Below are 26069 nucleotides of genomic sequence, written 5' to 3'. Positions count from 1 at the left end.
ATTGGCATTCACATTCTCGCTTCTGGAGCAATCGGCATTTCACGTCCGGCGCAAATCTTCAGCATTCCTGAACGCTTCTCATGAATTGACAAAGCTAAGAGCATCTTATTGAAGAATGCGACGTGTCATTATGAGAACACGCATGAAGCTACCCGAGGTTTTCTTTACGACTTCAAGATTGTTGTTTCGTCCGTTCGAGAACCAAGACCTTGATCCGCTTTCCACTATCGTCGCCGACCCTGAGGTTGTGAGGTATGTGGGCGATGGACAACCACTTGACCGAAAAACCACCGCCAAGTGGATTAGGGTGTCGCGGAGCAACGTTTCCCGCCATGGGTTCGGGACCGGAGCCATCATAGAAAGGCATTCCTCGACTCTGATTGGCTGGGGCGGGCTTGCTCGCCCTCCAAACGCGCCTCCGGAGATCATCTATGGCTTTTGCAAGACGCGCTGGGGACGAGGTTATGGACGAGAGTTCGTGAACAATCTCATAGCCTATCTCCGTGACACTGTCGGCCTGATGGAGGCGCGAGCAACCGTACACCCGTCGAATATCAAATCAGCCCATATTCTGATCGACGAAGGCTTCCGCCTGCTTGAAACCCACATCTTCGAAGATCAAGCGGAAAGTCAACTCTACACCCTCAACCTTCAAAACCCGGCTCGCGCGTAGACATCCGTTCCAAGGATGTCGCCCACTTTTAGCACCATCGGCCGACTTGCCCGATTATCCATAATTTAACCAAACTGTCGTTTAACTGAGCCGAAGTAGATTTGGTCCTGCGTATGACGGCTCCGCTCCTGCAAAGGAGACTCCCTGTTTTATGGAGCCTTGCCATACCCGGCCGTGTAGTTGCGTAGAGTTGCCATGGTGCACATTGTTTATCCGTCCGGCGGTCGCGTGCGGCAGAAAAGGCGATCCCAGCTTGCTCTGGTCGCGATGCTCGCGACGATCCTGACGAGCACTGCGGCACTTTTGATCGATCATTCTCCTCAGGACAATCGACAGCTCGAACAGCGTTCCTCTTCCGGATTCACTAATCCGGAGGTTAGCGCGACAGCTTCGGTCAGAACGTACGATCGGGCCATTCTTGACCCTGCTCCGGCACTCAAACCGGAGGCGCTGGACTTGGGACGCAATGCGCCGCTGGCGGCGGCGCTCCGCTCGCCACCACCTCCTGCTATTCCTCTGGAGCAGGTTGCTGCCTCGAATATTCAGGAGAATGTCCAGCCGTTGCCGCCGATCCCCCCGGCGAGGATGGCCCTGTCCACTCAGCCTGTACCCCTCCCCGTGCCACGCCCCGCGGGTCCGACGCCTCAAAAGTCGACGGACCTGCCGCGGATGGCAAGCACATCAACCGCAGCAACGCGTACGGCAACCACTCAGCCGACGACATCGGCGAACAATCCCTCGTTCTTTGAGAAGCTTTTCGGAATACGACCCTCTGCGCAGCCACCGTCTCCGCCTGCCGCCGCCATGAGTTACGCAGCGCTGGAAAATGGCACCGGAAGCATTGCGCCGACGTCCCGCTTCAACTCCACCGCAGCCCCTAGCGCCGGCGTTGCGGTCTACGATATCAGCGCCCAGGTGGTCTATATGCCAAATGGCGAACGCCTGGAGGCCCACTCCGGTCTAGGGGACAAGCTCGACGATCCGCGGTATGTGCATGTGCGCATGCGCGGTGCTACTCCGCCCGGCACATATGATCTCACGGAACGCGAGAGGCTTTTCCATGGTGTACGCGCCTTGCGGCTCAACCCAATCGGCGGCAGCGCCGCCATCTATGGACGGGATGGCATCCTCGCGCATACCTACATGCTGGGTCCGAACGGAGACTCCAATGGATGCGTTTCCTTCAAAAATTATGACCGCTTTCTGCAAGCCTATTTAAGGGGCGAAGTGAAGCGACTGGTTGTCGTGACGGGACGCGGACAGGATGTCTTGCCGCGCATCGTCAACAACCGCAACGGATCGCGCTTGGCCCGCGACGGTTGACGAGCCCCAGGGCCCGCACTCCGACACTTAGCGGTGCCAATGCTTCAAAGGCGCGGGCCTCTGATTCCGATGTAGTTACCCCATGGATCCCGCACTCGGCACATCCAAAGGCCTCCGTCGATCTCCATGGGGCCACGATAGAGGACTGCGCCAATCTGCGTGAGATGGTCGAGCGAGGCGCCGAAGTCCTCCGCACGCCATAAACGACAGTGCCTGCAGCGCCACTGGACACCTTCTCATCGGCATAAACCAGCTCCGGCTGTATCCCGCCAATCTTGAGGAACACGAATCCAGACGGCTCGCTGGTTGTGGGAACCGCCTGCGGAAACGCAGCCTGGTACCACGAGACCGCCTTCTGTATGTCCGCAACATGTACGAGGATCGCAGACACTGGATTCATGGACGCCTCCGCAACATGCACTTCATGGACCATGCAACGCTCACACCTAGCAGAGGAATAGACCATCGTCCAAGAGCAGAGCCTTCCGCCCTTACCCGCTTGTCTTGCATGCCGCGTCCCGTGAATAGCCAGAAGGCACTAAAGGAACTGCTGTTTGAAAAATGCGCGTGGGTCCGGGAGCGCTTGATTTAATGCCAAGTTCCCAGGCAGATGGAAATTTCCCCCGACCAGAGAAACTCCAACGGGCCTGCGATGCGAATTCGAAAATACCGCGATGCTGATGCTTCAGGTCTTGTGGAACTCTATGAGAGGTCTGTGCGCGGGCTCGGTCCGAGGGACTACACTGCTGCACAAGTGGAAGCCTGGGCCTCGCTGACTCCGTCGGTCGAGATGATGCGTCAACGATATGGCGACGGGCGCACAGCCATGGTTGCTACGGATGAGCAAAACAGATTGATCGGGTTCGGAGACATCGAGCAGGACGGACATATCGGATATTTCTACTGTGCGCCCGAAGTCGTGGGGCTTGGGGTCGCTGCAGCACTTTATAGGGTCCTGGAGGCCACTGCCCGCGAGGCGGGCACCGCCAGAATATTTGTCGAGGCGAGCGCGGCTGCAAGACGCTTTTTTCTACGCCACGGCCTCGAAGTCCTTGAGAAGCGCGAGTTCCTCCTCGGCAATGTTCCCATCCACAATTTTGCCATGGAGAAGCGGCTGACCAGCAGCTACGAGGACGTCGTTGAGGACAAGTCGTCGCTAGAGAAGGATTGACCGTCAATCCGCTCCTATTCCGACTTAGACCGTGCCAGGGTTGTCCAGGAACAGCCTTGCCTCGACGGCTTGGTTGTTTGACACCCCAAATTCATTCGAAAGCGATTCTGACATTCCGAGGCCTCGCCGTCTCCACCGTGCGACTCAGGGCCTTCGTTCAATGTGCCTCCTGATCGAAACTGAAGGGACGACGCAAGCAAGCTTGCGTCACAAGGGCTTTCGACAAATCGAAATTATACTTAGAGACAATGCCTGCCCCTCAAGATCCGAGAGCCATCTGGCTCCAAATCCCCAAAATGCGACTAAATATAGATTTTCATAGGAAGCGAGCATAAGGAATTGGGGTTTCGTTTGATACTACTCAACAACTTTCACGTTCTTTTGCAATGCCCTCACTCAACTCGTTTTCGATGAAATTCATAGAACGCTGCATTAAAAAATCGCATCTTAAAGAGCATCGAGCCAATAACCTGACGGGCGGCAAAATGTACATTATGGCTGTGGAGGTCGCCCTGAGGCGACTACACAGATTTACATTCATGCAGTAGGCTCATGCAGCGCCTGATCCACATTCAGGTCAAAGTCATATGGAGCTCATAGTGGCAAGAACCGCATCTAAAGCGTCTTCGAAGACGACAGCAAGTCGCAAGGCCGCGACACCAAAAACTGCAAGCGCAGCCTCGAAGAAGCCCGCAAAGGCCGCAACCAAGGCAGCTGCAACCAAAACCTCGGCAAAAGCTTCGAAGTCCGTGAAGGCTTCCGCCAAGGCAACCAGCGACAAGGCAGCGATCCTGACCTTGAAACATATCGCCGAGCGGATCTCCGAGCTTCATGAACTCCCGAAGCGTCATGCCAATGAGATCCTGACGGATTTCGTGGAGCTGGTCACCAAGAGCCTCAAGAAGGGCGAGAAGATCCGCCTCGCTGGCCTCGGCATCCTGCAGGTCAGAAAGCGTGCGGCCCGCATGGGACGCAATCCCCAGACCGGCGAGCCCGTTAAGATCAAGGCTTCGAAGAAGATCGCGTTCCGTCCAGCCAAGGACCTGAAAGAGTCGATCTAACAATGCAGCGCGTTGCGGGACGTGGCTATCGGTCCCTTCCGCAACGCGCCTCTCTCTATGCGAAGTCTGGCCAAATACCGTCTTGCTTGTTAGCGCCCAGCCGTCCTTTCGGCGGCCCAGAGGACAGGCGTCCCCGGGCGATTTTCCAATAGCCTCTTCATCCGCTGCCCTCTTCTGAATTCAGAGAAATCTTGAAGGCTTCCCGCTCATCCGATAGCTAACGCGCAGTTCCTCGGATGAAACGACCCTTTGTCTGCCACTCGGATTGCCTTAAAATAGAATGGAGAGTTGCCTTGGCTTTAGTTCAGGGGCCCAAGTCGCAACCTTTGCTGTGAGTATGGCGGTGCCAGAGATCAAGCCCAACAGAACATTCGTCAGTGCCCAGCGGGTCGCAGAACTTGCGGGAGTATCACGCTCGGCGGTCTCTCGCACATTTACCTCTGGCGCGAGCGTCTCGGATGCGACGCGCAAGAAGGTCATGAAAGCAGCAGAGGCTCTCGGCTACCACGTCAACCACCTCGCGCGCGGCCTTATTCACGAGCGCAGCGATATCGTCTGCCTCATCGCCGCCGACATCAATACTCCCTACCAAGCCAGAATGCTCGAGACCATGACTCGGCGTCTCCAGGAGATCGACAAGGTCGCCATGGTCATCAATACCTCCGGCGAGAACGAAAGCGTGACGGGTGCGCTGCGTAAGTCCCTCAACTATCGAGCGGACGCGACAGTTGTACTCTCCGGAGCGCCGAATGCTTCGCTGATCGACACGTGCATCAACAACGGTCAGCATATCATTCTTATCAACCGAGACGATCATCTGAATGGTCCTGAGAACATCATCGTTGATAGCGCGATTGCCGCGAGAGAAGCCTTTCACATGCTCCGGCGAGCAGGCTGCCGGAAAATTGCAGTGGTATCCTCTCAAGCTGGCACACCAAGCCTCGTCGGCCGTGAGAATGCCTTTCAGCTTGCTGCCGCAGAGGCTGGCATAGAAGTCATTGTAGCTCGCTGCGGGCCCACCGCTTATGCGTCCGGTGCCGAAGCAGCCCGAATGTTGCTGAGCCGGTCCGATACACCCGATGCGGCGTTTTGTGTCACAGACCTTTTGGCTTTCGGGTTCATGGACGTTGCCCGACACGAGTTCGGAATGTCGATCCCAAACGACCTATGCGTGATCGGATTCGATGATATTGAGCAGGCCGGGTGGACATCATATAATCTGACGACGTTCCGCCAGCCTATAGACCAGATCGCCGATCACATCGTGCAACACTTGGAGAAGCCAGTGGACGTGCGTCAGGAAAACGCCCCCATCAGGCTTCAGCCTCTGCCGGTTTGGCGCAAGTCGGTACGGCCAAAATAGGGCGGCGACAGATCGACGATCTCACCCGTTACGAGATCAATCACGAAATCCTTGGATGGTGGGCCAGCTAAATACTGCTGCAGCATCCGCGTGAGCCCCGCAATTCGGAACTGGAGGGTTGTAGGGCCCCAGGATTTCGCCGCATACCGAGAGATAAGAGCCTGATAGATCTCGATCCTCTCATCGGCGATCTCGTCGAGCGCCAGCCGTCTTCCCTTTCTGATCCTGTACCAATCAGCGACCATCTCCAGGAATGGGAGCCTCATAACAGCTGCGCCGCGACCCTTGCCGCGCTCCTGTGTGTGGGCATTGCTCTCATCTCGGTCGGCGGTAGTCGGCATTTCCCTACCCTCTGCGAGATCAAAAAGATCTCCGACCGAAAGCCGTTGCGCAGTGAAAGCAAAATCGTCCGGCCATTCCCTGGGTAGATAACGGCGATACACTAGCTGAGAGAGGTGCCGGCTTAGGAACTCTTGGTAGCTGCCCGCACCGAAAATCCCTCCGTAATCCTGGGCAGTGCGTTTGGCTTCAACCGCATAGAGTTCGAACGCCGAGTCAAACCCCGATGCGTCATGCAGAGGGATCGTTTCGATCGAGAGGAATTTTCCTTCGAACTCGGCGATCTTGTACGCAGCCGGAAACGCAGCCGGTGATGGAACGGCTATGTTGATCAGAAACGTATTGTCCCGGTGCAGAGCAGAGGTTTCATTGACGTGCCAATGACCGCTAAAATGGACCTTGACGCCGGCATGAAGGAAGGCATCCGCGACGGCGGAATGCGGCATTCTTCGAGCAAAGCTTGTCTTGCCGAATAACTGAATCTCATCATCCAACGTCGTACTCAGCGGCCCAATGACCGGATAATGCGAGAAAACCAAGAGGTGCTTTCCCGATGCAGAAGCTCGCCGGACGACATCTTCAATCCAAGAGAGAAGAAATGGCTTGCTTTCCAGAACAGCATTCCACCCGATTTCACTCATGTCCCGGAAGCCTGGTTCCTGGCCATTCTTCGGTTTATAAACATTCGCATCGAGCGAGAGCAGCCATAGTCCTTCAACCGGTTCGACGAGGTAGGATGCGTCGATCATCACAGCTTTCGTCAGCCCATCATCGGATTGAACGTCGTATGTTCGTCCGTCGAGTGCATCGTGGCACCCAAACGGGCTTTCCCAGTGAACGTCGGTTTCGCTCCTGAAGTATCCCAGATCACGCATCCCTGAGAGCGCGGCCTCATAGCCATCGCAGAAGGCAGCATCGGTAATGATGCGCCGGTTCGATCGTCCTCGTGGAATATCCTTATCGCTCGTGAGCAGGAAATGTGTTCCATCCGGATTAAGGAAGCGTTTGCTCATGTGACGCCCGGGCATTGCGAACAGGTCATGATTGCCGGGCGTTGCGAAGAAACGCATGCCATGATGGGTCGAATACTCTCGCAACAGGGAAACAGCTGCGTCTCGGTTGAAGACTTGACCATCGTCCAAGAGGTCGCCGGCGATTACGACAAGAGAGATGCCCCGATCCGCGATATCCTTGAGCGCGGCACGGAACGCAAAACTGCCTTCGTTGAAGATTCTGGTTGACGTGACTGTGTCGGCAACAGTCCGGACCGATCTGAGGTCTCCACCTGCCTCATCGGGATGGAAGGACATATCATGGAGATGGGGGTCGGCAATGATCGCGATTTTCGGGACGGCCGCTTCCGGCTGTTTAGGGACAAACCTCATGAACGCTCGACCTGTTCAAGCACGAGCCACGGAAAGGCTGGATGAGGCCGAAGTCTCCTGCCGCCGCTGCGATATATTCTCGGCGATACGATTTAAGGTCGGATAATTCGCCCCTTCTCCTAAAGCAACATAGCCTGGACAGAGATAGTCCTTCGACGAGGAAGCAACCTTGCCGAGCGTCAACGGCGTATAGCTCCCCCGTGCCTGCTTGAGGATCAGAATGGCAGCAGTGACATCCCATGGGTTGACGCCAAAGCCCACCGCCGCATCGACCCAACCCGCAGCCACATGCGAAATGCTGAGTGCCGCGCTTCCAGGGCGTCTTACAGTCGAGAATGTCTCGATGAGAACTCCGATGTCCTCCAATGCTCGTTGCTTGCCATCCAGCCGAAAATCCCGCGCGACAGGATATCCGGTAATAAGTGTCGCCCGCCGCTCGTCCGGGACAGCATTCGACCTGATCGACCGGCCGTTGAGATACGCGCCGTTGAGATCCGCCGAGAACAGATTATCGGCGACAGGGTCATAAACGACACCCGCCACGATCTCTCCCTCGATTACCGCCGCAATAGAGACGCACCAAAAGGAAAGCCCGCGCGCGAAATTCGAGGTACCATCGATTGGATCCACGTACCATTGTACCGCTCCGCTCCCCACGCTGCCGCCCTCCTCGCCCAGTAGCATGGAGTCTGGAACCTCACGCATGATGAACTTTGTAATCGTTTCCTCGGAGCGCTTGTCGTGCTCGGTGACCACATCGTGAAGATCGACCTTGTAATCAACGGCGATTGTTGTGCGAAATGCTGCAAGCAACGGATCGCGGACCTCAAGCGCCGCCCGGCGAGCAACGTCATGAAGACGGGTCGAGTCTCGTAAATCAGTCATAAAGGCACCTCAGGAAACAGAAAGACGGCCAAAACCGGCATTGGAGAGACGCCGATCAGAGAGCGCGTTGCGGCTCTCCATCGGCGTCTGGAAGCACTTACTTTTTGTAGTTTATCCGCCAGAAGTCCTGCCAGTCCTGCCTGGTGTCCCAGTCACTGAGGCCAGATGATGCATCATACTGGAAGAGGCGATCTGTGACGTTGGCGATCCCTGAGGGTTCGTCCTTCGGCAGTTTGATGTCGGCGTTTGTCGGGATTTTACCGTCCTCCATCTGAGGTCCTATTCCCTCGGGAGTGAGAAGGTAGTGAATGAAGAGCTTAGCGGTATTCGGACTCTTTGTTTTCTGCGCGATAAGACCGAGCTTGACATAGGTCCAGCCGACCCAAGGCTTGATCTCTGTGCACAATCCAAGTTTGTAGCCCTTGTCCAGGTTGTCACGAAACTTGGCCGAACTCATAAGGCCAAAGAACGGTGCTTTCTGCCCTGGCGCACCGACGGCCTCGGAAATAGGGTCATCCCCGTCCGTAACCAGAGGGCCATTGCTCGCAAACGCTTTTAGCCAAGCTGCCGTCGCGCTCGCTTCACTGGTCTTCAGTTCCTTGCCGAAATGCTCCTTGTAAGCAGCCGCGACCTTATCATCCGCGTGCTTCGCCATCTGGTTGAACCAGTCGGTATAGCTGCCTTTGGTGAGCGGATCGACAAAGGCGACCTTCCCTTTCCACTTGGGATCCGTCAGCTCCCACATGTTCTTGATCGGGCAGTTTTTATACACTTCCGTGTTGTATGCCCAGACGTTGGCATTCGTCGAAATCGCGAGCGGTTTCTGGAACTGGGCGGGGATTTTCGTCGTCATGCTGGGTGGGACCCAGCTCTCGACGAACCCCTGCGGAACAAGCTGAGCGAATGCGGCTGGCGCATCCGTGATCAGAACGACATCGCCCTGGACGTTATTTGCGCGTCCTTCCCGGATAATCATCTCGAGCTGGCTGTTGGCGGAGACCTTCATTCCAGTTGCTTTCAGCCCGTATTTCTTGCTGAACGCGTTCGCGATCTCCACGATCTTGCCGGTGCTGTCATAGACATTGATCGGCTTTTCTTGCTTGGCCGCCGCAAGAAGCGCTTCTACGTCGGCCTCCTGCGCGGTTGCACCTGTGCCTTGAAGGGCCAGCATGAGGGATGCAATGCCTGCGGCCCGCCGCGCGGCTGCCCTCAATTCACGAGGCAGGATTTTCTGATTGTTCCTCATCGTCGTTCCTCTCCCTGTTGTCTTCTTCCGTTTCAATGAGGGGATACCGTAAAGGCGCCCCTTTCACCCTATCCGATGGCGTCGAACGAAGTATCTTGCTATTGGACGAATGCGCGTTGGCGAACGCTTCGATCAAAGGCGGCGGATCGTCGCCCGTTAGCGTCGAAGACATGGATTGCCTGTGGTTTAGCCCAAAGGTGCGCTTTGGTGCCTAACTCCATCTCAGGTGCCTCATGCATGGTCATGAAAAGAGGATCTCCCTCTCCGGCAAGTTCGAGAATCCAGCTTCCGCCAGTCGGCAGGATCCCAGTCACCTCGACAGGGCAGTTGAAGCAGTCCTCCGGAACTCGCTCCGCGGTTAGGGAAAGACGCAGAGCCTCCGGTCGGATGCCGAGAGAGCCCGCTCCCTCTGATCCTGCCTGCCACTGATCCAGGAATCGACCGGCCGCATTGGCGAAGCCCGTGCGGTTCGCGTCGTCCAAGCGCAGAATATTGATCGGTGGACTACCGACGAACTCGGCAACAAATCTGTTGGCGGGGTAGTCATAGATCTCATTTGGCGTGCCGATTTGCTGAAGAGTTCCCTCGTTCATCACGGCAATACGAGTGGCAAGCGTCATTGCTTCCCACTGGTCATGGGTGACGAAAACGATGGTCGTCCTGTACTCCCGGTGTATCCTCTTGAGCTCCGCCCTCATTTCCAGCCGCAATCTGGCATCAAGATTGGATAAGGGCTCATCGAGCAACAGGATGCCGGGATTGACGGCGAGCATGCGTGCAAGAGCAACGCGTTGCTGTTGCCCTCCGGACAACTGAGATGGATAACGTGTCCGGTACTTTTCGATGTCCAGGGCACGCATCACCTGCTCGACCCGGGCCTCCCGCTCCTTCTTCGGAACCTTCCGAAGCCGAAGACCGAAGTCGGTATTACGCTCGATGGTCAGATGAGGCCAGAGCGCATAGCTTTGAAAGACAAGGCCCATCTCCCGCCTTTCGGGGGGAATGAAAATTCCTTGCCGAACGGAATCGACAACTCGCTCACCAATCCGGATTTCTCCTCCGGAGAGATTTTCGAGACCGGCGATCATCCGTAAGGTTGTGGTTTTTCCGCAACCGGACGGCCCGAGCAGGCACATGAACTCCCCGTCGCCGATTTCGAGATCGAGGTTGGAGACCGCATTGGCGGCACCGGCACCATAGGTCTTTTGTGCATCATGCAAAGTGATTGTCGGCATTAGCCACCTAGTCCTTCAGCGATGTTGGTCCGCGTGAGTTTTTGCCCCAAGAGCGTTCCTGCATAGGCAATGCCTGCAACGATCAGAACGACGGCATTCGCGGCCTGGGTGTAATGATAATCCACAAGGCGTAAGGAGAACGTCGTGAGGACGTCCGTGCTCGGAACCGCCAGCACAACAAACAGGCTAAGACCTTTGATGCCCGAGATGAAAGGAAGCAGGATTCCTGTCACTAATGACCCCTTTTGAATGGGAATGACGATCATCAGCATGCGCCGAAGCCACCCCGCGCCGGCAATTTGCGCTGCCTCTTCCGGGTCCTTTCCCAGCTGCATCATGGCCGAAACGCCGGCACGCGACGCATACGGCATCTGATCAGCGATGAGAGCCAGCATGAGGATCGCCGTCGTGCCATAGAGGGCCGGAATAGGCCCGCGCTGCACGGCGAACAGCGAGAGATACGCGGTCGCGAACGCAATGCCGGGAACGAGATAAGGCAGGAACGTGACCTGACGCAGGAACGTCGCGAGCGGCCGAAACGGCGTCCGGACAGCGACGTACCCGACGAGAAGCCCAAGGATGCCGGAAGTTATCGAGGCCAAGCCGACGATCCACATGGTGTTCCAGGCTGCATTCCAGAGATCAGGACTCAGGAGGATACCTGTCTTGAGAGCGACATTGTTCAGATCGCGCCCTATCCAGTAGTCGAGGGTAAAGTTGTCCAGGGTGAAGCGGCCAGGCGCCTCCATGATGGTGGACAAAAAGAGCGTCAGCAATGGGAGTCCGACGCTGAGAGCAAAGACCGTTCCGGCGAACAGAGCCGCGACGATCCGCATCCGTCCGAGGCGTGTCAGCCGGTTCATCGTGCCTTTGGAGCCGACCGTGACGAACCGGCGCGCTTCCTTCACCAATTTGGCGTCTACCAGGAGCGTGATGACACCGATCAGCATGATCGCCCCTGCAAGAACGGCCGCCACCCCGCTCTGGCGGGACGATATGCTCCTGAACAGCGATGTCGAGAGCACTTCGAACTTGACCGGCAGGCCGAGAACATAAGGCACACCGAATTCACCCAAGCACTTGGCGAAAATCAGCACCATGGCTGAGAGCAACGCCGGGCGCATGAGCGGCAGGATGATCTGCCAGGCGACCTGGTGCTGCCGCGCACCGAGAATTCGCGCGGAATCCTCGAGCTGAGAGTCGAACCGCCGGAGGGCCGTTCCGAACAGCAATATAATGAAGGGAGTATAGTGCAGGGCCAGAACGATGGTGATGGGCACCTGGCCATAAGCCAGCCAATCCGGCGGGGTAAATCCCAGCGCCTCGATCCACCCAGGCTGTCCGCCCACCGTCCGGTTCTTGAACAAGGTCGTCCAGGCGAGGGCGAAGGTCCAGGCCGGCAGCATGTACGGAACGATCAGCGCCGTGGCGAACCACTTGCGTCCAAACATGTCGGTTCGGCTAAGAAGCCAAGCCAGTGGGCTGCCGACGAGAAACGAAAGAAGGATGGCGCCGAAGGATACCGAGAGCGTGTTCAAGAGCGGTGTCCAGAACAATGTACTCGAGATCGGTGAAACGAATGCTCTCGAAAGGTAATAAACGGTCAGCTCGCCGAACGGTTTGCCCACTCGCCTTTCGTCGCCAAATTGAACGTGCACCGCATCGGTCAGCATGGATGCTACCGGCACGACGATCAGGTAAGCAAACAGAAGAGCTGTCAAGAGACCAATAATGGTCGTCGGCTCCCTCAGGGCCGACATCAATCTGTACCGGAGGCGCTCATACGACGACGGTTGCACGAAGGCGACACGGGGTTCGCCATCTACCGTGTCAGGGTCTTTGGCGGACGAGCTAAGAGGTTGCATAGGCCGTCACCCGCATTGATCGTATAGAAGTTGCACCTCCTGGCAGCGGCCGAAGAATATTCGTTCCCCTGAGTTCATCAGGAACATCGTGCAGCCCAACTTTGCGCAGGTGGGCATGATTGCAAAGTGCAATCCAGCCAATGGTTGTGGCCGTAATACGTCTCACATTATCCTCCCTTGGTCCTCGTTACCTGTGCAATCTTGTCGATTGAAGGCCGCCAGGTTCTTTCGGATGCTGATCCGATTCCTGATCTTTGCCTCGCTTCCACAGGTCTACGTCTGCAGTTCAAACTTCCTTGCGGTTTCTCCTTTGATACAATGCTCTCGCTGGCGATCGGCGATAACGCTGATTTGTCGCGTATCAGGCGACACCGGTCAGACGTGTCAGGCTGTTCCGCAAGCCCGGCGTGCAACCAAGAACGCTGTTGCCGTCGCGCAGACCGTCGTTGGCGAGAAAATCATTGACCCACCCGCCAGCCTCCTCGATCAACAGCATTCCGGCTAGCGCGTCCCAAGAATTCATGTGCAGCTCGCAATATCCGTCTATCCGGCCGGCTGAGACGTAGGCGAGCGCGAGCGCACCTGATCCGCCCCGTCGGATTCCTGCCCCATCGTCCAGAAGGCGGGCGACCATCTCCACATAGCGACTGAAGGGCAAACGGTTGGACCATCCTGCCTCGATTGTCGAAGATTTGATGTCGTCGAGGCCGCTCACGCGAATGGGTTCACCATTGAGCGTCGCCCCCCTGCCCCGTTCGGCAACGAACAATTCATCCGCCATGGGGTCATAGATGATCCCAATCTGGGTCTTCCCATCCCGCACATAGGCAAGTGAGATACAGAACTGCGCGATGCCGCGAACGAAATTTGCTGTGCCGTCGATCGGGTCGACAACCCACACGTTATTGTCGAACGAGCCTCCTCCTTCCTCGCCGAAGAAGGAATCGTCCGGAAAGCTTGACAGCAAGCGGGACCTCAACAGCCCCTCCACCTCGGCGTCGACCGCCGAGAGATAGTCTTGATGGCCCTTGAGATTGATACTGGAGAGACCGGGGCGTCCGTTGAACCTGCGCCGAGCCAGAAACCCTGCTTCGCGCGCTGCTGCGCATGCAACAGGAAGTCTCAGACCGGCCCCTTCGTCGAGGCTTTCAGCGACCACGTTCACCGCCTGAGCCATATTGTTTGCCAACATCGTGAGATTCCTGCTTAACCTTGGGAAGCTGCGAGCTTCGGAGCTGGGTGCTTTTCCTGCTCGATCCGCCTGATCCAGGACGCGGCGTGGCGAGCGGCTTCGACAAGCATGGGCTTTGGCGTTTCCATCCACTCACTCGGATGCAATTCACGAGTGGCGCGCAGATGATCGATCGCGGCATCGAGGGTCGGGAATCGGTCCGGCATCTGGATGTGGATATAGAGAGCGGCGAGAATGACCGAACGGCTGCGCCCACCGCGACAATGCAGGAGCACGTTGCCCCGCCTGCGATGTGGATATGTACTCCGATCCGGCAATTGCTGATGGAGTGCTCCATCCAGGAGATAGTAACCGGCGAGCAGCATGGTATCGGGGTTTCCCGCATCATCGATGAGACCAAGCTTGTAGTTTCGGATTGGCCCGTGCACGGAGGTCACTTCCGACTCCCCGGCTCCCGTCAGATAGTCGATATCCAGATTCACCGCACAATTGACGGCAATGGCGATATCATTGCGCTCGAGAAGATCCCTATCGGCCGCAGCCGCGGCGCCTCCTACGAAAAGTTTGACGCCGAAAGGAGGCAGATCCTCGACGATGAGGCTCATAGGCGGGCGGTTGAATTTGAACGGGTTCGTCATGCGAAATTGTGGTCCTCAGTCTCGCGTCATGTTTGTTGAAGGCATTCGGTAGGAATGCCTTGATCTTCAGGCGGCATGGGACGCCTCAAGCGCCGGTCCCTTCAGTGGAATGCGCTGACCGGTTCCCTTGTCGAAAAACGAAAGGCGGTCAGCAGGAAAGTCGATCCAGATCGATTTTTTCGGCAAACTGGTTTCGAAGCGCGGGATCAGGGCTGTGATCCTATGCCCTTTGACCGAGAGGGAAATGATCGTTTGCGAACCAGTCGGCTGAACGATGTCAACCTCCGCCGGGAGGCTAGCCGGGCCCGGCCGCTCGACAATGGAGATATTTTCCGGTCGGATCGCTAGCGTCACCGGTCCTTCTGCCCGTTCCAGCCCGGCCGCGACTGGAATTTCCATCCCCTCGAAACGAATGACATGCTCCCCGGCAACGGTGGCAAGCACGCCATCAAGGAGATTGATCTTCGGATCGCCGATGAACTCCGCAACAAAGAGATTAGCCGGATCGTGGTAGATTTCGTAGGGCGATCCCTGCTGCTGAATAATACCGTCCTTCATCACGACGATAATATCGGACATCGTCAGCGCTTCGACCTGATCATGAGTGACGTAGACCGTCGTGGCTTCGAGCTCACGATGCAGACGCTTGAGCTCAGTGCGCATTTCCGTCCTGAGCTTCGCATCGAGGTTCGACAACGGTTCATCCATCAGAAGAATGGAATTGCGGGCCGCGATCAAACGGGCGACCGCCACACGCTGTTGCTGGCCGCCCGACAGCTCCGAAGGATAGCGATCGGCAAGACCCGTGAGCTGAACCTTTGCCAGAGCTTCCGCCAGGCGCTCCTTGATCACCGGCGGTGACTGCTTGGCCTCCGACAACGCCAAGGTGATATTTCTATCGACCTTCATGTTGGGCCAAAGGGCATAGCTTTGGAAGATAAAGCCGAGCCCGCGCCGCTCGGGCGGCACGAACGTCCCGGTCCGGCTGGAGTAGACGGTCTTCCCGCCAAGGGACACCTCGCCGGTCGTCGCCTGCTCCAGACCGGCGATGACGCGCAAGGTGGTCGTCTTGCCGCATCCGGACGGCCCCAGAAGCGTCACGAAGCTACCCTTTGGAATGTCGAGATCCAGGCCGGGAATTGCCGTATGGCTTCCATAGGATTTCGTGATGTTTCTGAGGACGATTTCAGACATAAGATGTTTCTCGCTCGAAGGTATCCGGGAAGGAATTATCGGCTTGTCTCAGCCATCCAGAAATCGCTGATCTTGGCGATATTGTCCTTTACGAATTCGGGCGACGCGGTGAGCTTCTTGGCCTTTGGCCACATCTCGCTGTAGGGCGGCGGCGGAACATCGGTACGAGGCGAGAAGGTCCCGATCTGATAGAAGGCGGCCATTCCCTGAAGGAGTTCCAACGACTTGCCCGACCGGAACGGCGGCTTTAGTTCCGAGGATAGGTTCAAGTCCTTGCTGCCCATTAGAAAGGCCACGAAGAGTTTCGCGGCATTGGGGTGCGGCGCCTGCCCGGCAATGGCCACATAGGTCGAGTAGGAATAGAGCGCGGAGGGTTTCAGATCGTATGGAATCGCATTCGCATAGTTGTCGCTCTGGTTCTTGGTCAAGTAGTGGATCACCGAGAACGCCATCGGAGGCTTGGCCTGCCCGCGCAGTCCAACGGCCGTTGCGATCTTGGAACTGTTATCAGAGATGACGATGTCGTTGCCGATCAGCCGATGAAGGAACTCGTAACCGGCATTCTCAATGCCCGACGAAAGCTCCAGCTTCTTGCCATAATGTTCTTCATAGGCTTTCTGCATCTCGTCCGAATGCTCGACGATGGCTGCAAGCGTCATGAGCGTGGTGAGAGACCCCGCCGGCGACTTCATTGAGAAGCGGCCCTTCCATTGCGGCTCGGTCAACTCCCAAATGCTCTTTATCGGCGGCTGCGGATAGGTCTCCGAGTTATAGAAAATACCGTATGCTTCGATCACATGGGTTAGAAGCGGCTCACGGTACTCATCAGGAACCTTGTCCTTCAGGTAGGACGGCACGTAATTGACGATGCGGTGGTTTGGCAAAAGATCGAAAACCATCTGCTCGGTGCCGCCGGAATAGACGACGTCGGCCGCATAGACAGCGGCTTGGTGCTCGCGCACGACCTTCTCGATCGTTTTTTCCGAGCCGAGATCGTATGCCTTGACCTTGATCTCCGGATAGAATTTCGCGAAATCCTCAGCCACTTTCAACATCGTACCGGTGGACGAGTATACGACGACTTCGCCTTCCTTCTTGGCGTTGGCGACCACGTCGTCCCATTTCTCGTCCTTCTGGTAGGGTCCGAGCTGACTCTTCTGCAACCAGGCGTCCCACTTCGGGTCTGCCTGCTGCGCCAGCACGGGCGCCGAGAGAGTTACGGCGAGTGCTCCAGCCGCGAACAGTGCTTTGGCGCTTCGTAGTGTCGGGATCATGGTAAGCTTCCTCCGGTTCTTCTCGTTGTATGGGCGCAGCCAGAGCGATCAGGCTGCTCCGATGCGCGTTCTTCTTGAAAGAGCGCGAACGATCAGGTTGACACCAATCACGATCGCCACGAGCAACACGGTTGCGACGCCAACGAGCTGAGGCATGTCCTGATTCTGATAGTTGTAGATGACGCCGGCGAGCACATTGGTCGATGGCGTTACGAGCAGGATGATCAGAGACAATTCCCGCATGATGCTGATGAAGCTGAGCAACATGCCGGAGAGCAGCCCGCCAGCCGCAATGGGAACAACGATCCTGAGCATGCGCCGGAACCAGCCGATCCCTTGGACGCGGGCAGCCTCTTCAAGAGACTTGTCGATCTGCAGAAGCGCGGCAATCCCGGTGCGAGATGTGAAGGGCAGCGTCTTGACCGAGCAGATGAGGACGAGAAGCGCAAATGTCCCGTAAAGCGCCGGGATGGGCCCGAACGGACGCGCGAACATGCCGATATAGATTGCCCCGAAGGCGAGCGCCGGGAAGATGTAGGGCAGGAACGCCACCAGCTCCAAGGCTCGCGATGTGAGAGAGCCACGCGTCCGCACGACCACATATCCGATGAGAAAACCGAAGATACCGGTCGTCATCGCGGTGAGGAAGGACAGCTTCAGGCTGTTCCAGGTCGCATCGATGATGTTGGCATTATCAACCAGAGCCGCCTGCAATTGGTCGACCCCCTCGCCCCCGCCTCCGAACCAGTAATGCAGGGTCAGATTGCTGAGGCTGTAATTGCCCGCCGTCTTGATCAGCGATTGAAGTACCAGAAGAACAAGCGGGAAAGCTACCGCCGCCGTCATGAGGAACATGACCATGGCGAAAAGGGGCCAACGCCAACGACCGAGATCAATCTCCTTGGTCCGAAAGCCCTTGCCGGAAAGCGTCACGAAGCTTTTGCGGACGCCGATGAGCCGCTGATTGATGAAGATGAACAGACACGCGAGAACGACGAGCACGAGCGCCAGCAGGAATCCATCGCCGGCGTTGCGTGTGCCCATGGCGGCGTAGATCTGCGTCGGCAAAACGTAATAGCGCACGGGCATTCCAAGAACGGCGGGCGTGCCGAACGAACCAACCACGCGAATGAAGGTCATCACCACCGCCGAACCGATGGCGGGAAGCAGAAGCGGAGCTGTGATCCAAAGAAGTTGCTTCATGCGTGAGAGCCCAGCCATGGCTCCCGCCTCTTCCAGCTGACTATCGACGCTCGTGATCGAGCTCGACACGGAGAGGTACGAGTAAACGTAGTAATGCAGGGACAGACAGATGATGATCGGAAGGGGGCCATAGGCAATCCAATCCGGCGGCTGAATCCCGAAGAAGTATGCGAACGCGCCGGAAGCGCCTCCGATACGATCATTCTTGAAAAACGTGATCCATGCCAAAGCCATCACCCAGGATGGCAGCATGTAGGGGATCATGACGAGCGTATGCAGAAAATCGCGGAACGGGATGTTCGTGCGAACGACCAACCAAGCAAGACCAGCGCCGAGGCACAAGCAGATGGCGGTTGCCGCGAAAGCAGTGATCAGCGAATTGAAGAACGGCTTGTAAAAGATCGCCCAGGACAGGCGTCCGGCAAATACACGCTCGTAGTGGAACAGCGTAAATTCGCCCGGCTGGGCTTTGGGCAAATAGGCGCGATCATAGGGCTGGACGGTCAGGGTTTCACGGATCAGTTCGAAGAGAGGAACGAGAACCAACGCACCTAGAATGAGAGCCAGCAGAAGGCCCAGAAGACGTTCAGGTTGCGTGAAGGAGTGCCACAAGCGACTCAGGAAGGGACCTGCTACGGAATACGCTGACGTCCTAGTCGCAGAACTGCTCATGCTCGAATGTTCCTCCTGGAGCCATCTGGGACAGCTCCGAAGCGTTCCTCACCTGCGACTGACTTTTGGTGTGCTCAGCTCGGGCATCGCCCGTGTGGCACTCAGTTCGCTCTCGTCTCTGATGATCTATCTCCGGTGCCGAGCGGACCCGAAGGATCATTCACAGGAGGCAAGATTTGCACACGCGTGCAACGTTGGCAAGGGCCTCCTTTGCCCTGCAAGCCGGTCATCGGCAGAGCTTGAGGAAATTCAGGCTTTGTCTGAAAGCTACAAAGAAACAGATTGGAGTACGACTACCGGCACAGAGCAATCATTCCTGACTATGCGCGGAGCTTGCTGTTCGCCTTTGCAATGGATTGCATTAGGGTAGCTGTGACCCAGACCCCAAACCGGTTTCCGGCTATTCATAGTGCGAACGAGACGCCCCGACACAAAAACCTCGCCAGCTGTCCGCTGGCGAGGAAGTTTGGGAGGAAATTGTCCAGAGGGACCATCGCAAACCATTGCGGGCGGCCTTTGTTGCGTTGGTGCGTCATTAAAGCAGGCAAAGATCGATCGACCGCCGAAAGGAATAAGCCCAGGCTCCGGGGCGAACGGGCCGGATGCCTTCGCATCTCGCGCCGCGCCAGCTACGGGCCTGGGCTGATAGGATACCAGACGGGCGCTCGCATCGTCAGGCGAGCGCAGGATCTGATCGGCCGGAGTACATCCGTCCTAGCCGATCACGGCGGAAGAAAGCAGTGACGCCTGCTCTTCCGAAGTCCACATAATGTCCGCTGGGGTAAGGCTGATATGGGCATGAAATGCCGACATACAAGGGCGCCTGCGCTCTACCGTGCCGTTTTCCGGCAAAAGCACAGACTGTCAAGGCAGCGCCATATAGGGAGCAAGCTTGACCTTTAGCGCCGCGCGCCTGCCCTGCGCTAGTCCTTAAACCGCCATCGAAACCGTCAAGCCTGGGAGCCCCCAGCTTCCTCCTCAAACGTCACGGCCACGTCGCCGTTGGCTGAAAGGCGAACCCTGTTGCCTTCGATATCGGCAACCAAGGCCAAGGAAATAAAGTGATGATGTCCCCCGTGAGAGCCCTCGCCGCTGTCCTGCTTTGTCAGCTTGATGCGGTTGCCTTCCACACGGTCCACGGTTCCCACATGAGCACCATCGGCGCCGATCACGTCCATATGTTCGCGGATTTGGCTGCTATCAACCATGGGAGTTCCTCCAATGCCCCCGTATAACGCGAGAAGCAGGTTTTGGATGCACGCCGTGCCATCCGCGAACCCGAAGGGTCATGAGCAGGCCAGTCACAATCTGCCCGAGGCCCGTCTCCTGTCCGGGACCCACGAGGCTGCCGGCTGATGTTGACGTCAAGCACTTCCCGCCCAGATATCGCGTGGGAGCAAGACCCATGGCTTATGATCTCAAAACCGTTCTGACGGCGTGCCTTGCCTGCAGCCTCCCCTTTTCCTGGATCAGCTCCGGCAATGCCGACGAGACGACCCGCCCCGTGGCCGTCAGGATCATGGAACAAGGGTATGGGGGTCTCTTTCTGGTGACGACGGCCAACAGCAAGGACTACGAGGTTTACCAGCGCGTCGATACGCCGTTAGGCATTTCCGCCGACGCGAATGTGGTCTGCATGCCCCGGGAGTGCTTTCTTGAAGTGGTGCCCCTGCCGGAGGCCACCATCGCCCGATATGAGAAAGGCGAGCGCGCGATCAACGGATTACGCCAGCGATTGAACGCTATCCGCGACACCTACGCCGCCCTCCGATCCGCATCCCCTGAGGCGCGAGGAGATGCAATCGGTAAGTGGAATGCGGCCACTGCGCTGCTGGCGCAGTGTCTGACACGAGAGGACGAGTGCCGATAAGGCCAACGGAAGCCTAGCCCAGTGCGGATGAAGCTTCACGAACCTTCATGGTCGCGGTGTTTGCCAATTCTGCCGAAAGAGCGATTTCATTCATACTGCGGCTGATGGCGGAAACGCTCTGAGATGCGGTTTGCATGTTCTCGGACATCTCCCGCGTCACCGTGGACTGCTCCTCGATAGCGGCGGAGATAGCAAGGGAGATCTCGTTCACACTGACGATGGTCGAGGTAATGGTGTCGATGGACTCCACCACTTGGCGCGTCGCCGCCTGGGTTTGGCCAATCTGGTGACTGATGTCCTCCGCGGCCTTCGCGGTCTGCGTCGCCAGATCCTTCACTTCGGACGCGACCACCGCAAAACCTCGACCGGCCTCGCCGGCCCGTGCCGCTTCGATGGTCGCATTCAGGGCCAGCAGATTGGTCTGTGAGGCAACCGCTTGGATCAGCGTCGTGATCTCTCCGATCTTCTGGGCCGCCGCGGCAAGCGTCGATACCATCACGTTGGCTTGCTTGCCTTGCTCGACGGCCTCCGTCGAGATCGTCAGTGCGTGGCTCACCCGCTCGCTGATCTCTCCGACGGAGGCGGCCAGTTGCTCTGCGCCCGCGGCGACGGCTTGGACGTTGGCGGATGTCTGCGTCGAAGCATCGGCCGCGTGGGATGTCTGACGGGTGACATCCGCGACGGCACCGGTGATTTCACCAAGATCGGCCACGATCGACTTCTGAAGTTCCGCGCGGCGCATGCGCTCCCGAACCTGCGTCGTCACATCGGTCGCGAATTTCACCACCTTGTACGGGTGGCCTTCTGCGTCCAAGATCGGATTATAGGAAGCTTGGATCCAAACTTCTCGCTTCCCCTTTGCGATCCGCTTGAACTGGGCCGACTGAAACTCGCCGCGTGCCAGCGCCGACCAGAACTGCTGATACTCCTGACCGTCGCGGACCGCGGGTTCGACGAACATGCTGTGATGCTTTCCCTGGATCTCGTCCAGCCGGTATCCCATGACAGCAAGAAAATTGTTGTTCGCGGTCAGAATCGTTCCGTCGAGATTGAACTCGATAACGGCCTGCGCCCGGTCGATCGCCATGATCTGGCTTTCGAATTCGGCATTTCGCAGCTTGTCTTTCGTGACGTCGGTCGCGAACTTCACGATCTTGTAGGGTTTGCCGTTGCGACCGATCAATGGATTATAGGACGCCTGGATCCACACGTGGCGCCCATCCTTGCCGATACGTTTATATTGGGCGGACTGATATTCTCCGCGACGGAGCGAAGCCCAGAACTCTCGATATTCGGCACTGTCCCGCTCTGAAGGATCGACGAACAGGCTGTGATGCTTGCCCTTGATCTCAGACAACGCGTAGCCGAATGCGGAAAGGAAATTTTCGTTTGCAGCGAGGATCGTTCCGTCGAGGGAAAACTCGATGACAGCTTGTGATCGGAAGAGCGCGGTGAGCTTGGCCTTCATTTCGTCAGCCGACCGAAACACGATCATGATCCTTAACTTTCAAACTGATGCTTGCTCTAGCGCGCGACACGGCCTCGACAGAGGGTCGACGCGACACGGCTTCGGAAGCTCATACCGCCGCCGCACCGAAACAAATTGGACCAGAATATCTTAAGGAAGCCTTAGGATGGGCATCAACCCAACGAAATTCGAAACAATTCAGCGCGGTCGGACACCGGGTCGCGCACCAGGCTGGAAGATAAATTCCACTCCCGCTCCCTCCAAAGCCTCCTGCACGGCGCGCGCACTCTGACTCCGAAGGTTCAAGGCGTCCTCTTGCGCTTCCAGCCGCTTGACGGTCATGGGCGCGATCCCGGCCGCCTCGGCCAACTCGCGAACCGACCATTTCACCATTCCGCGTCCGGCACGGATCTGAGCCCCGGTCACGGCAGGTGCGACGGCGAAGTCCGCGTGGGCCACATTCGGAGGCAGTGCAGGAATGCCATCGACAGATCCCGCCATTCCCGTCTGCTCGAGATGAAACAGCCACAACTCGTCAACCACCAGACGAGCAAGGCTGCTCAGCCAACCCATCTCCCGAGGCGTGAAGTCGCGAGGATTATAGTCGATGATGCACAGGGACCCAATCCGTACGCCAAGCTCAACGGTGATGGGAGCTCCCGCGTAGAAGAGCAGAGAGGGATCGGCCGAGACGAGGGGATGCTCGGCAAACCGCGTATCCGCCCTCGCATCGGGCACGACGAATACTTCGTCGTGGAGGATCGTATAGTTGCAGAACGAGATTTCTCGGGGAGCCTGCCAAAAGGCAGGCTGCTGCCGATCTTTGACCCAAGCACGGTCTTCATCAAGAAAAACGATGAAGACCGCCGGCACCCGAAACAGATCCTCGGCAACTGAACAGATCCGATCAAGTCCCGCCGGCAGGTGCCCGTTGAGCACCTTCAGTCGATGGAGGACGTGCAGTCGTTCTTCCTCATTGGGTCCTATCGGAAAAGGCAATTTCATGTGAAAGACAGGCCGTACTTCTTAAAAATCGTCGTTCGTGAAGAACAGGATTGCCGTTTCAGAGCAGCCCTGTTCCGATTTGTAAAGCAAGGCATGGGATCGACAATGTCGCAGCCGGCACGCAAGAGCCGTGGCGGGCGAGAGGCACGATGCGACGGCCTTGCCGGGTCTGCTCTCAACAAGCGTGACCGTTCTGTCCTCAATCGCCGTGCGTCCCGGAATATGCGTTGCGTGGAGGCGAATCCCAACCCTCAGGCGGCATTTGAGGCCGGTAGATCTCAACCAACAATGGGTGACAGACAGCCGTGTCGGTGGAATGTTCGGTGCTGCAATCACCACCCGGACAGGCCGACAAAGCGCCCAGAAGATCGATCTCGGCGAAGAACTCGAGGAAGTCCCCTGGCCTGACGGGACTCGCCTTCATGAAGTACTGACCGGTATCACGGGTAAATCCCGTACACATGAAGACATTCAGCACGTCATGGACGGCCGGCTCGATGGCATCGCGTGGGCGCCCCACGTGATCGGCAAGGGCCCGGGTCAAATTCGAATGGCAGCAATGATGATAATCATGGCCTGATAGGAGACGGTGAGTATACGGATCACACCGCGTGCCGATCACATCGTGCACAGACCCTCCCCATTCATCGAAGCCGTACCAATCGAGCGTATCCTGCGTGATGGTCGCCATCGGCCGGAGAAACGGCAAGGATGACCAGAGCCGATCCCCCGTCGAGAGATGGGTGCCGTGCAACGCCCGTGTTTTTCCGGAAAAGAAACGTTCGCGAAGGTCATCGACCGCCCAGAGATTCAAATCGCCCACCTGAGAACCTTCGATGGAAACGATCCGGAAGAAGCAGCCCGCCGGAACTTCGAAGCATCGCGCTTCCCGAGGAGGCACGATCGTTTCGCCGATCTTCGTCCACCCTTCCCGTGCAGCCCGATAGGCCGACAGATCCGGAGGAGCCAAACTGTCGACCGGATAGCAGATGACGGGCTTAATGCTCCGGCGAATTTCTGCATCACGGGGCTCCGGCGTTTCGGCCTTCTCCAGCTTCATTCGTGTCTCCTGCGGGATATGAGCGGTCACTTTATCCAAAACGAAGTCGGCTTGGCCAGAAGGCGCGACATCCTGACAAGCTCCGCGCGGCGTAACAATCGGGCGGGTTTCACGAGCGAGCGGTTGCACCCCTTTTTATGGCTGGAAGCAACTACTGCTATATCATTTTACAACCGTCCCTGACAAAGATCTCCTTGTCGGCACAGACCGAACAGGGTGCAACGGCTGCCGTAGCCCCTTGTTCTCCATCGATTGAGGTTATGGGTTCCGGACTTGCCTGGCGGCAATCCGGAATGACGGTGGCGGCGCTTCTGTCATTCCCGGGCGAGCGAAAGCGAGAGCCCGGAACTCATATCTGCTAACGATTTCGGGAAAGATGCGACGGTGACCGTTGCGGCTTCTCCTGCATGCTCAACGGCCCGGAAACTACGCGAGAGGATGTTTCATGTGGCGCTATCGAGCCGGGAGGTGCACGTCGTGACGGACTTTCAGGCTCGCCAGTACAGCCCCCATCGCAATGACTGCTCCAACGGTGAAGACCATGGCCATGGCCGGAGCAAAGGCTTGTGACGCGAGGTCCCCGGTAAAGCCCGAGAACTGAGCCACCAGCCCTGCCGTGGCGGCTCCAATGGCGTAGCCGGCCGACTGGGTGGTCGGCACAAGACCGGAGGCGATGTCCTGCTCGCCCGGTCGCGCCGCCTTCATGATAGCCTGGCTGAGGAATGCCCAGTTAACTCCAAATCCGCATCCGATGGCGATTTGCGCCGCTACCAGAAGCGCAGCCTGCTCCCATACGATCGCGACCGCGGCACCGCTTAGCCCGAGGGTGAGAAGCACCGGGCCGCCGCGGATCAGAAGAGTTGGGAATGGCGAACGCGTGACCGAAGCGACAAGGAACGCCGCTGTCGACCAGGAGAGAGCCATGACGGCGGAGATCGCCCCGGCAGCCGTGGGGCCATAACCCCATAGCCGCTGGATGGCGAGCGGCAAGTAAACGGACGTGGAAGCCTGTGCGAGAGGCATCAGCAGGGCTACCCAAAGTCCCGCTCCTACGGTCGAGGTCAGCTGGAACGCATCGCTCGGAAACAGCCGTTCGTGGCGATTTCTGTCGAACAGGAAAACGGCAACCAGCACGATCACGGCCGCAATCACCAGCGCCGCGCTGCGCCAAGCCTCGGCCTGCAGACTGGCGACGGCGACCAGCATGATCCCGCACGCAATCCCAACGAGGCGCCCTATCGGAAGCGCCATGGCCTTCGGGGCCATCCGTGTTGCGGGAATGATCCCAAAGACCAGCCCGAGGAAAATGAGAATGAGCGGTACGTTCATCAGGAAAGCGATCCGCCACGACCACGTCTCGGTGACGAACCCGGCAAGCAATGGGCCGCCGAAGGCGCATCCAGCCCATGTAATCGCGAGCAGACCAAAGAACTTCGGCACAAGACGAGGAGGGAACAACTCCGCGACCAAGGCATAACAGGCCGCCGCAATGATCCCTTCCCCCAGTCCCTGCAGGGTCCGGCCCACGAGGACGACCACCATGGAAGGCGCAAAGCCTGCGAACAAGGTGCCGATCAGGAACACGATGGCCGGCATGACGAGAACGGCCCGCGAGCCGATCTTCTGCTTGAGGAAACCGGCAGCCGCTCCGCCGACGATGGCCGCGACCAGATAGACGGTGAAGGCCCAGCTGATGAGGCCGACGCCGCCCAGTTCGATCACGGCTGACGGAAGTGAGGTGGAAACCAGAAAGCTGTTGAGAGCATAGATCCCCTCCCCCAGGCACAAGGTTACGGCGAGGGCGGCCTGACCTCGGGAAAGAGCACGCGGTTCCGAATAATCCGCTCCAAGATCCATGATCGCCTCGCTACAATTAAGAAAGAGAATTATTTCTTTATGCGAGTCGATTTAGAAAGTCATGACTTGTTTTATTGAACATCCCCGTTA

Annotated in this window: 22 protein-coding genes; 6 read left to right on the top strand and 16 right to left on the bottom strand. The window is 57.6% G+C overall.

Annotated features, from left to right (window positions below; genetic code table 11):
* Positions 1 to 142 precede the first annotated feature (142 nt).
* From LJD17_RS17020 to LJD17_RS17010, 3 genes are all read left to right on the top strand, one after another.
* Complete coding sequence (locus tag LJD17_RS17020) at positions 143 to 673, top strand: GNAT family N-acetyltransferase (RefSeq protein WP_227385390.1); 531 nt, start codon at positions 143 to 145, stop codon at positions 671 to 673.
* 195 nt (positions 674 to 868) lie between these two features.
* Positions 869 to 1996, top strand: coding sequence for a DUF2778 domain-containing protein (locus tag LJD17_RS17015; protein ID WP_227385389.1), 1128 nt, complete (start codon positions 869 to 871; stop codon positions 1994 to 1996).
* A 610-nt stretch (positions 1997 to 2606) separates the two neighbouring features.
* Positions 2607 to 3167 carry a GNAT family N-acetyltransferase gene (locus LJD17_RS17010; RefSeq protein ID WP_227385388.1) on the top strand — a complete coding sequence of 187 codons (561 nt, stop codon included), beginning with the start codon at positions 2607 to 2609 and terminating at the stop codon, positions 3165 to 3167.
* A 583-nt stretch (positions 3168 to 3750) separates the two neighbouring features.
* On the opposite strand, the gene LJD17_RS17005 is transcribed toward LJD17_RS17010, so the two are convergent.
* Positions 3751 to 3933, bottom strand: a complete 183-nt coding sequence (locus tag LJD17_RS17005; RefSeq protein WP_227385387.1) for a hypothetical protein — start codon at positions 3931 to 3933, stop codon at positions 3751 to 3753.
* Here LJD17_RS17005 and LJD17_RS17000 point away from each other — a divergent pair.
* Both LJD17_RS17000 and LJD17_RS16995 read left to right on the top strand, forming a co-directional pair.
* Positions 3917 to 4228 carry an HU family DNA-binding protein gene (locus LJD17_RS17000; protein WP_227385386.1) on the top strand — a complete coding sequence of 104 codons (312 nt, stop codon included), beginning with the start codon at positions 3917 to 3919 and terminating at the stop codon, positions 4226 to 4228. The two genes, LJD17_RS17005 and LJD17_RS17000, sit on opposite strands and share 17 nt — an antisense overlap.
* 337 nt (positions 4229 to 4565) lie before the next feature.
* Complete coding sequence (locus tag LJD17_RS16995) at positions 4566 to 5591, top strand: LacI family DNA-binding transcriptional regulator (RefSeq protein WP_227385385.1); 1026 nt, start codon at positions 4566 to 4568, stop codon at positions 5589 to 5591.
* Here the strand turns inward: LJD17_RS16995 and LJD17_RS16990 are convergent.
* From LJD17_RS16990 to LJD17_RS16940, 11 genes are all read right to left on the bottom strand, one after another.
* On the bottom strand, positions 5549 to 7315 hold the full coding sequence (locus LJD17_RS16990) for a metallophosphoesterase family protein (protein ID WP_227385384.1): 1767 nt from the start codon (positions 7313 to 7315) through the stop codon (positions 5549 to 5551). The genes LJD17_RS16995 and LJD17_RS16990 overlap by 43 nt on opposite strands.
* A gap of 15 nt (positions 7316 to 7330) precedes the next feature.
* On the bottom strand, positions 7331 to 8200 hold the full coding sequence (locus LJD17_RS16985; RefSeq protein ID WP_227385383.1) for an inositol monophosphatase family protein: 870 nt from the start codon (positions 8198 to 8200) through the stop codon (positions 7331 to 7333).
* A gap of 97 nt (positions 8201 to 8297) precedes the next feature.
* Positions 8298 to 9446 (bottom strand): ABC transporter substrate-binding protein, encoded by a 1149-nt coding sequence (locus LJD17_RS16980; protein ID WP_406600831.1) that lies wholly within the window; start codon positions 9444 to 9446, stop codon positions 8298 to 8300.
* A 98-nt stretch (positions 9447 to 9544) separates the two neighbouring features.
* Complete coding sequence (locus LJD17_RS16975) at positions 9545 to 10681, bottom strand: ABC transporter ATP-binding protein (RefSeq protein ID WP_227385382.1); 1137 nt, start codon at positions 10679 to 10681, stop codon at positions 9545 to 9547.
* Positions 10681 to 12546, bottom strand: coding sequence for an ABC transporter permease (locus tag LJD17_RS16970; protein ID WP_406600830.1), 1866 nt, complete (start codon positions 12544 to 12546; stop codon positions 10681 to 10683). Before LJD17_RS16970 ends, LJD17_RS16975 begins: the two co-directional genes overlap by 1 nt.
* Positions 12547 to 12907: 361 nt before the next feature.
* Complete coding sequence (locus tag LJD17_RS16965; RefSeq protein WP_227385380.1) at positions 12908 to 13738, bottom strand: inositol monophosphatase family protein; 831 nt, start codon at positions 13736 to 13738, stop codon at positions 12908 to 12910.
* Positions 13739 to 13752: 14 nt separating this feature from the next.
* Positions 13753 to 14376, bottom strand: a complete 624-nt coding sequence (locus LJD17_RS16960) for a protein-tyrosine phosphatase family protein (RefSeq protein ID WP_227385379.1) — start codon at positions 14374 to 14376, stop codon at positions 13753 to 13755.
* Positions 14377 to 14442: 66 nt separating this feature from the next.
* Positions 14443 to 15570 (bottom strand): ABC transporter ATP-binding protein, encoded by a 1128-nt coding sequence (locus LJD17_RS16955; protein WP_227385378.1) that lies wholly within the window; start codon positions 15568 to 15570, stop codon positions 14443 to 14445.
* A 35-nt stretch (positions 15571 to 15605) separates the two neighbouring features.
* Positions 15606 to 16844 carry an ABC transporter substrate-binding protein gene (locus LJD17_RS16950; protein WP_227385377.1) on the bottom strand — a complete coding sequence of 413 codons (1239 nt, stop codon included), beginning with the start codon at positions 16842 to 16844 and terminating at the stop codon, positions 15606 to 15608.
* A gap of 48 nt (positions 16845 to 16892) precedes the next feature.
* Positions 16893 to 18719 carry an ABC transporter permease gene (locus tag LJD17_RS16945; protein ID WP_227385376.1) on the bottom strand — a complete coding sequence of 609 codons (1827 nt, stop codon included), beginning with the start codon at positions 18717 to 18719 and terminating at the stop codon, positions 16893 to 16895.
* A gap of 950 nt (positions 18720 to 19669) precedes the next feature.
* On the bottom strand, positions 19670 to 19927 hold the full coding sequence (locus LJD17_RS16940) for a DUF2171 domain-containing protein (protein ID WP_227385375.1): 258 nt from the start codon (positions 19925 to 19927) through the stop codon (positions 19670 to 19672).
* Between the two features lie 197 nt (positions 19928 to 20124).
* Between LJD17_RS16940 and LJD17_RS16935 the strand changes: the two genes are divergently transcribed.
* Positions 20125 to 20589 (top strand): hypothetical protein, encoded by a 465-nt coding sequence (locus LJD17_RS16935; RefSeq protein WP_227385374.1) that lies wholly within the window; start codon positions 20125 to 20127, stop codon positions 20587 to 20589.
* Between the two features lie 13 nt (positions 20590 to 20602).
* On the opposite strand, the gene LJD17_RS16930 is transcribed toward LJD17_RS16935, so the two are convergent.
* The 4 genes from LJD17_RS16930 to LJD17_RS16915 all read right to left on the bottom strand — a co-directional run bounded on the left by LJD17_RS16930 (position 20603) and on the right by LJD17_RS16915 (position 25979).
* The gene (locus LJD17_RS16930) at positions 20603 to 22084 is read right to left on the bottom strand and encodes a methyl-accepting chemotaxis protein (protein ID WP_227385373.1); all 1482 of its coding nucleotides are present in this window, start codon (positions 22082 to 22084) and stop codon (positions 20603 to 20605) included.
* A gap of 171 nt (positions 22085 to 22255) precedes the next feature.
* On the bottom strand, positions 22256 to 23062 hold the full coding sequence (locus tag LJD17_RS16925; RefSeq protein WP_227385372.1) for a GAF domain-containing protein: 807 nt from the start codon (positions 23060 to 23062) through the stop codon (positions 22256 to 22258).
* Positions 23063 to 23261: 199 nt separating this feature from the next.
* A complete protein-coding gene (locus LJD17_RS16920; RefSeq protein WP_227385371.1) occupies positions 23262 to 24122 on the bottom strand; it encodes an urea carboxylase-associated family protein in 861 nt (286 codons plus the stop codon).
* Between the two features lie 453 nt (positions 24123 to 24575).
* Positions 24576 to 25979, bottom strand: coding sequence for an MFS transporter (locus LJD17_RS16915; RefSeq protein WP_227385370.1), 1404 nt, complete (start codon positions 25977 to 25979; stop codon positions 24576 to 24578).
* Positions 25980 to 26069 lie beyond the last annotated feature (90 nt).

The sequence above is a fragment of the Microvirga rosea genome (genome assembly GCF_020595095.1).
In the GTDB taxonomy this organism is placed as follows: domain Bacteria; phylum Pseudomonadota; class Alphaproteobacteria; order Rhizobiales; family Beijerinckiaceae; genus Microvirga; species Microvirga rosea.
This window is presented reverse-complemented; position numbering and strand designations above follow the sequence as displayed.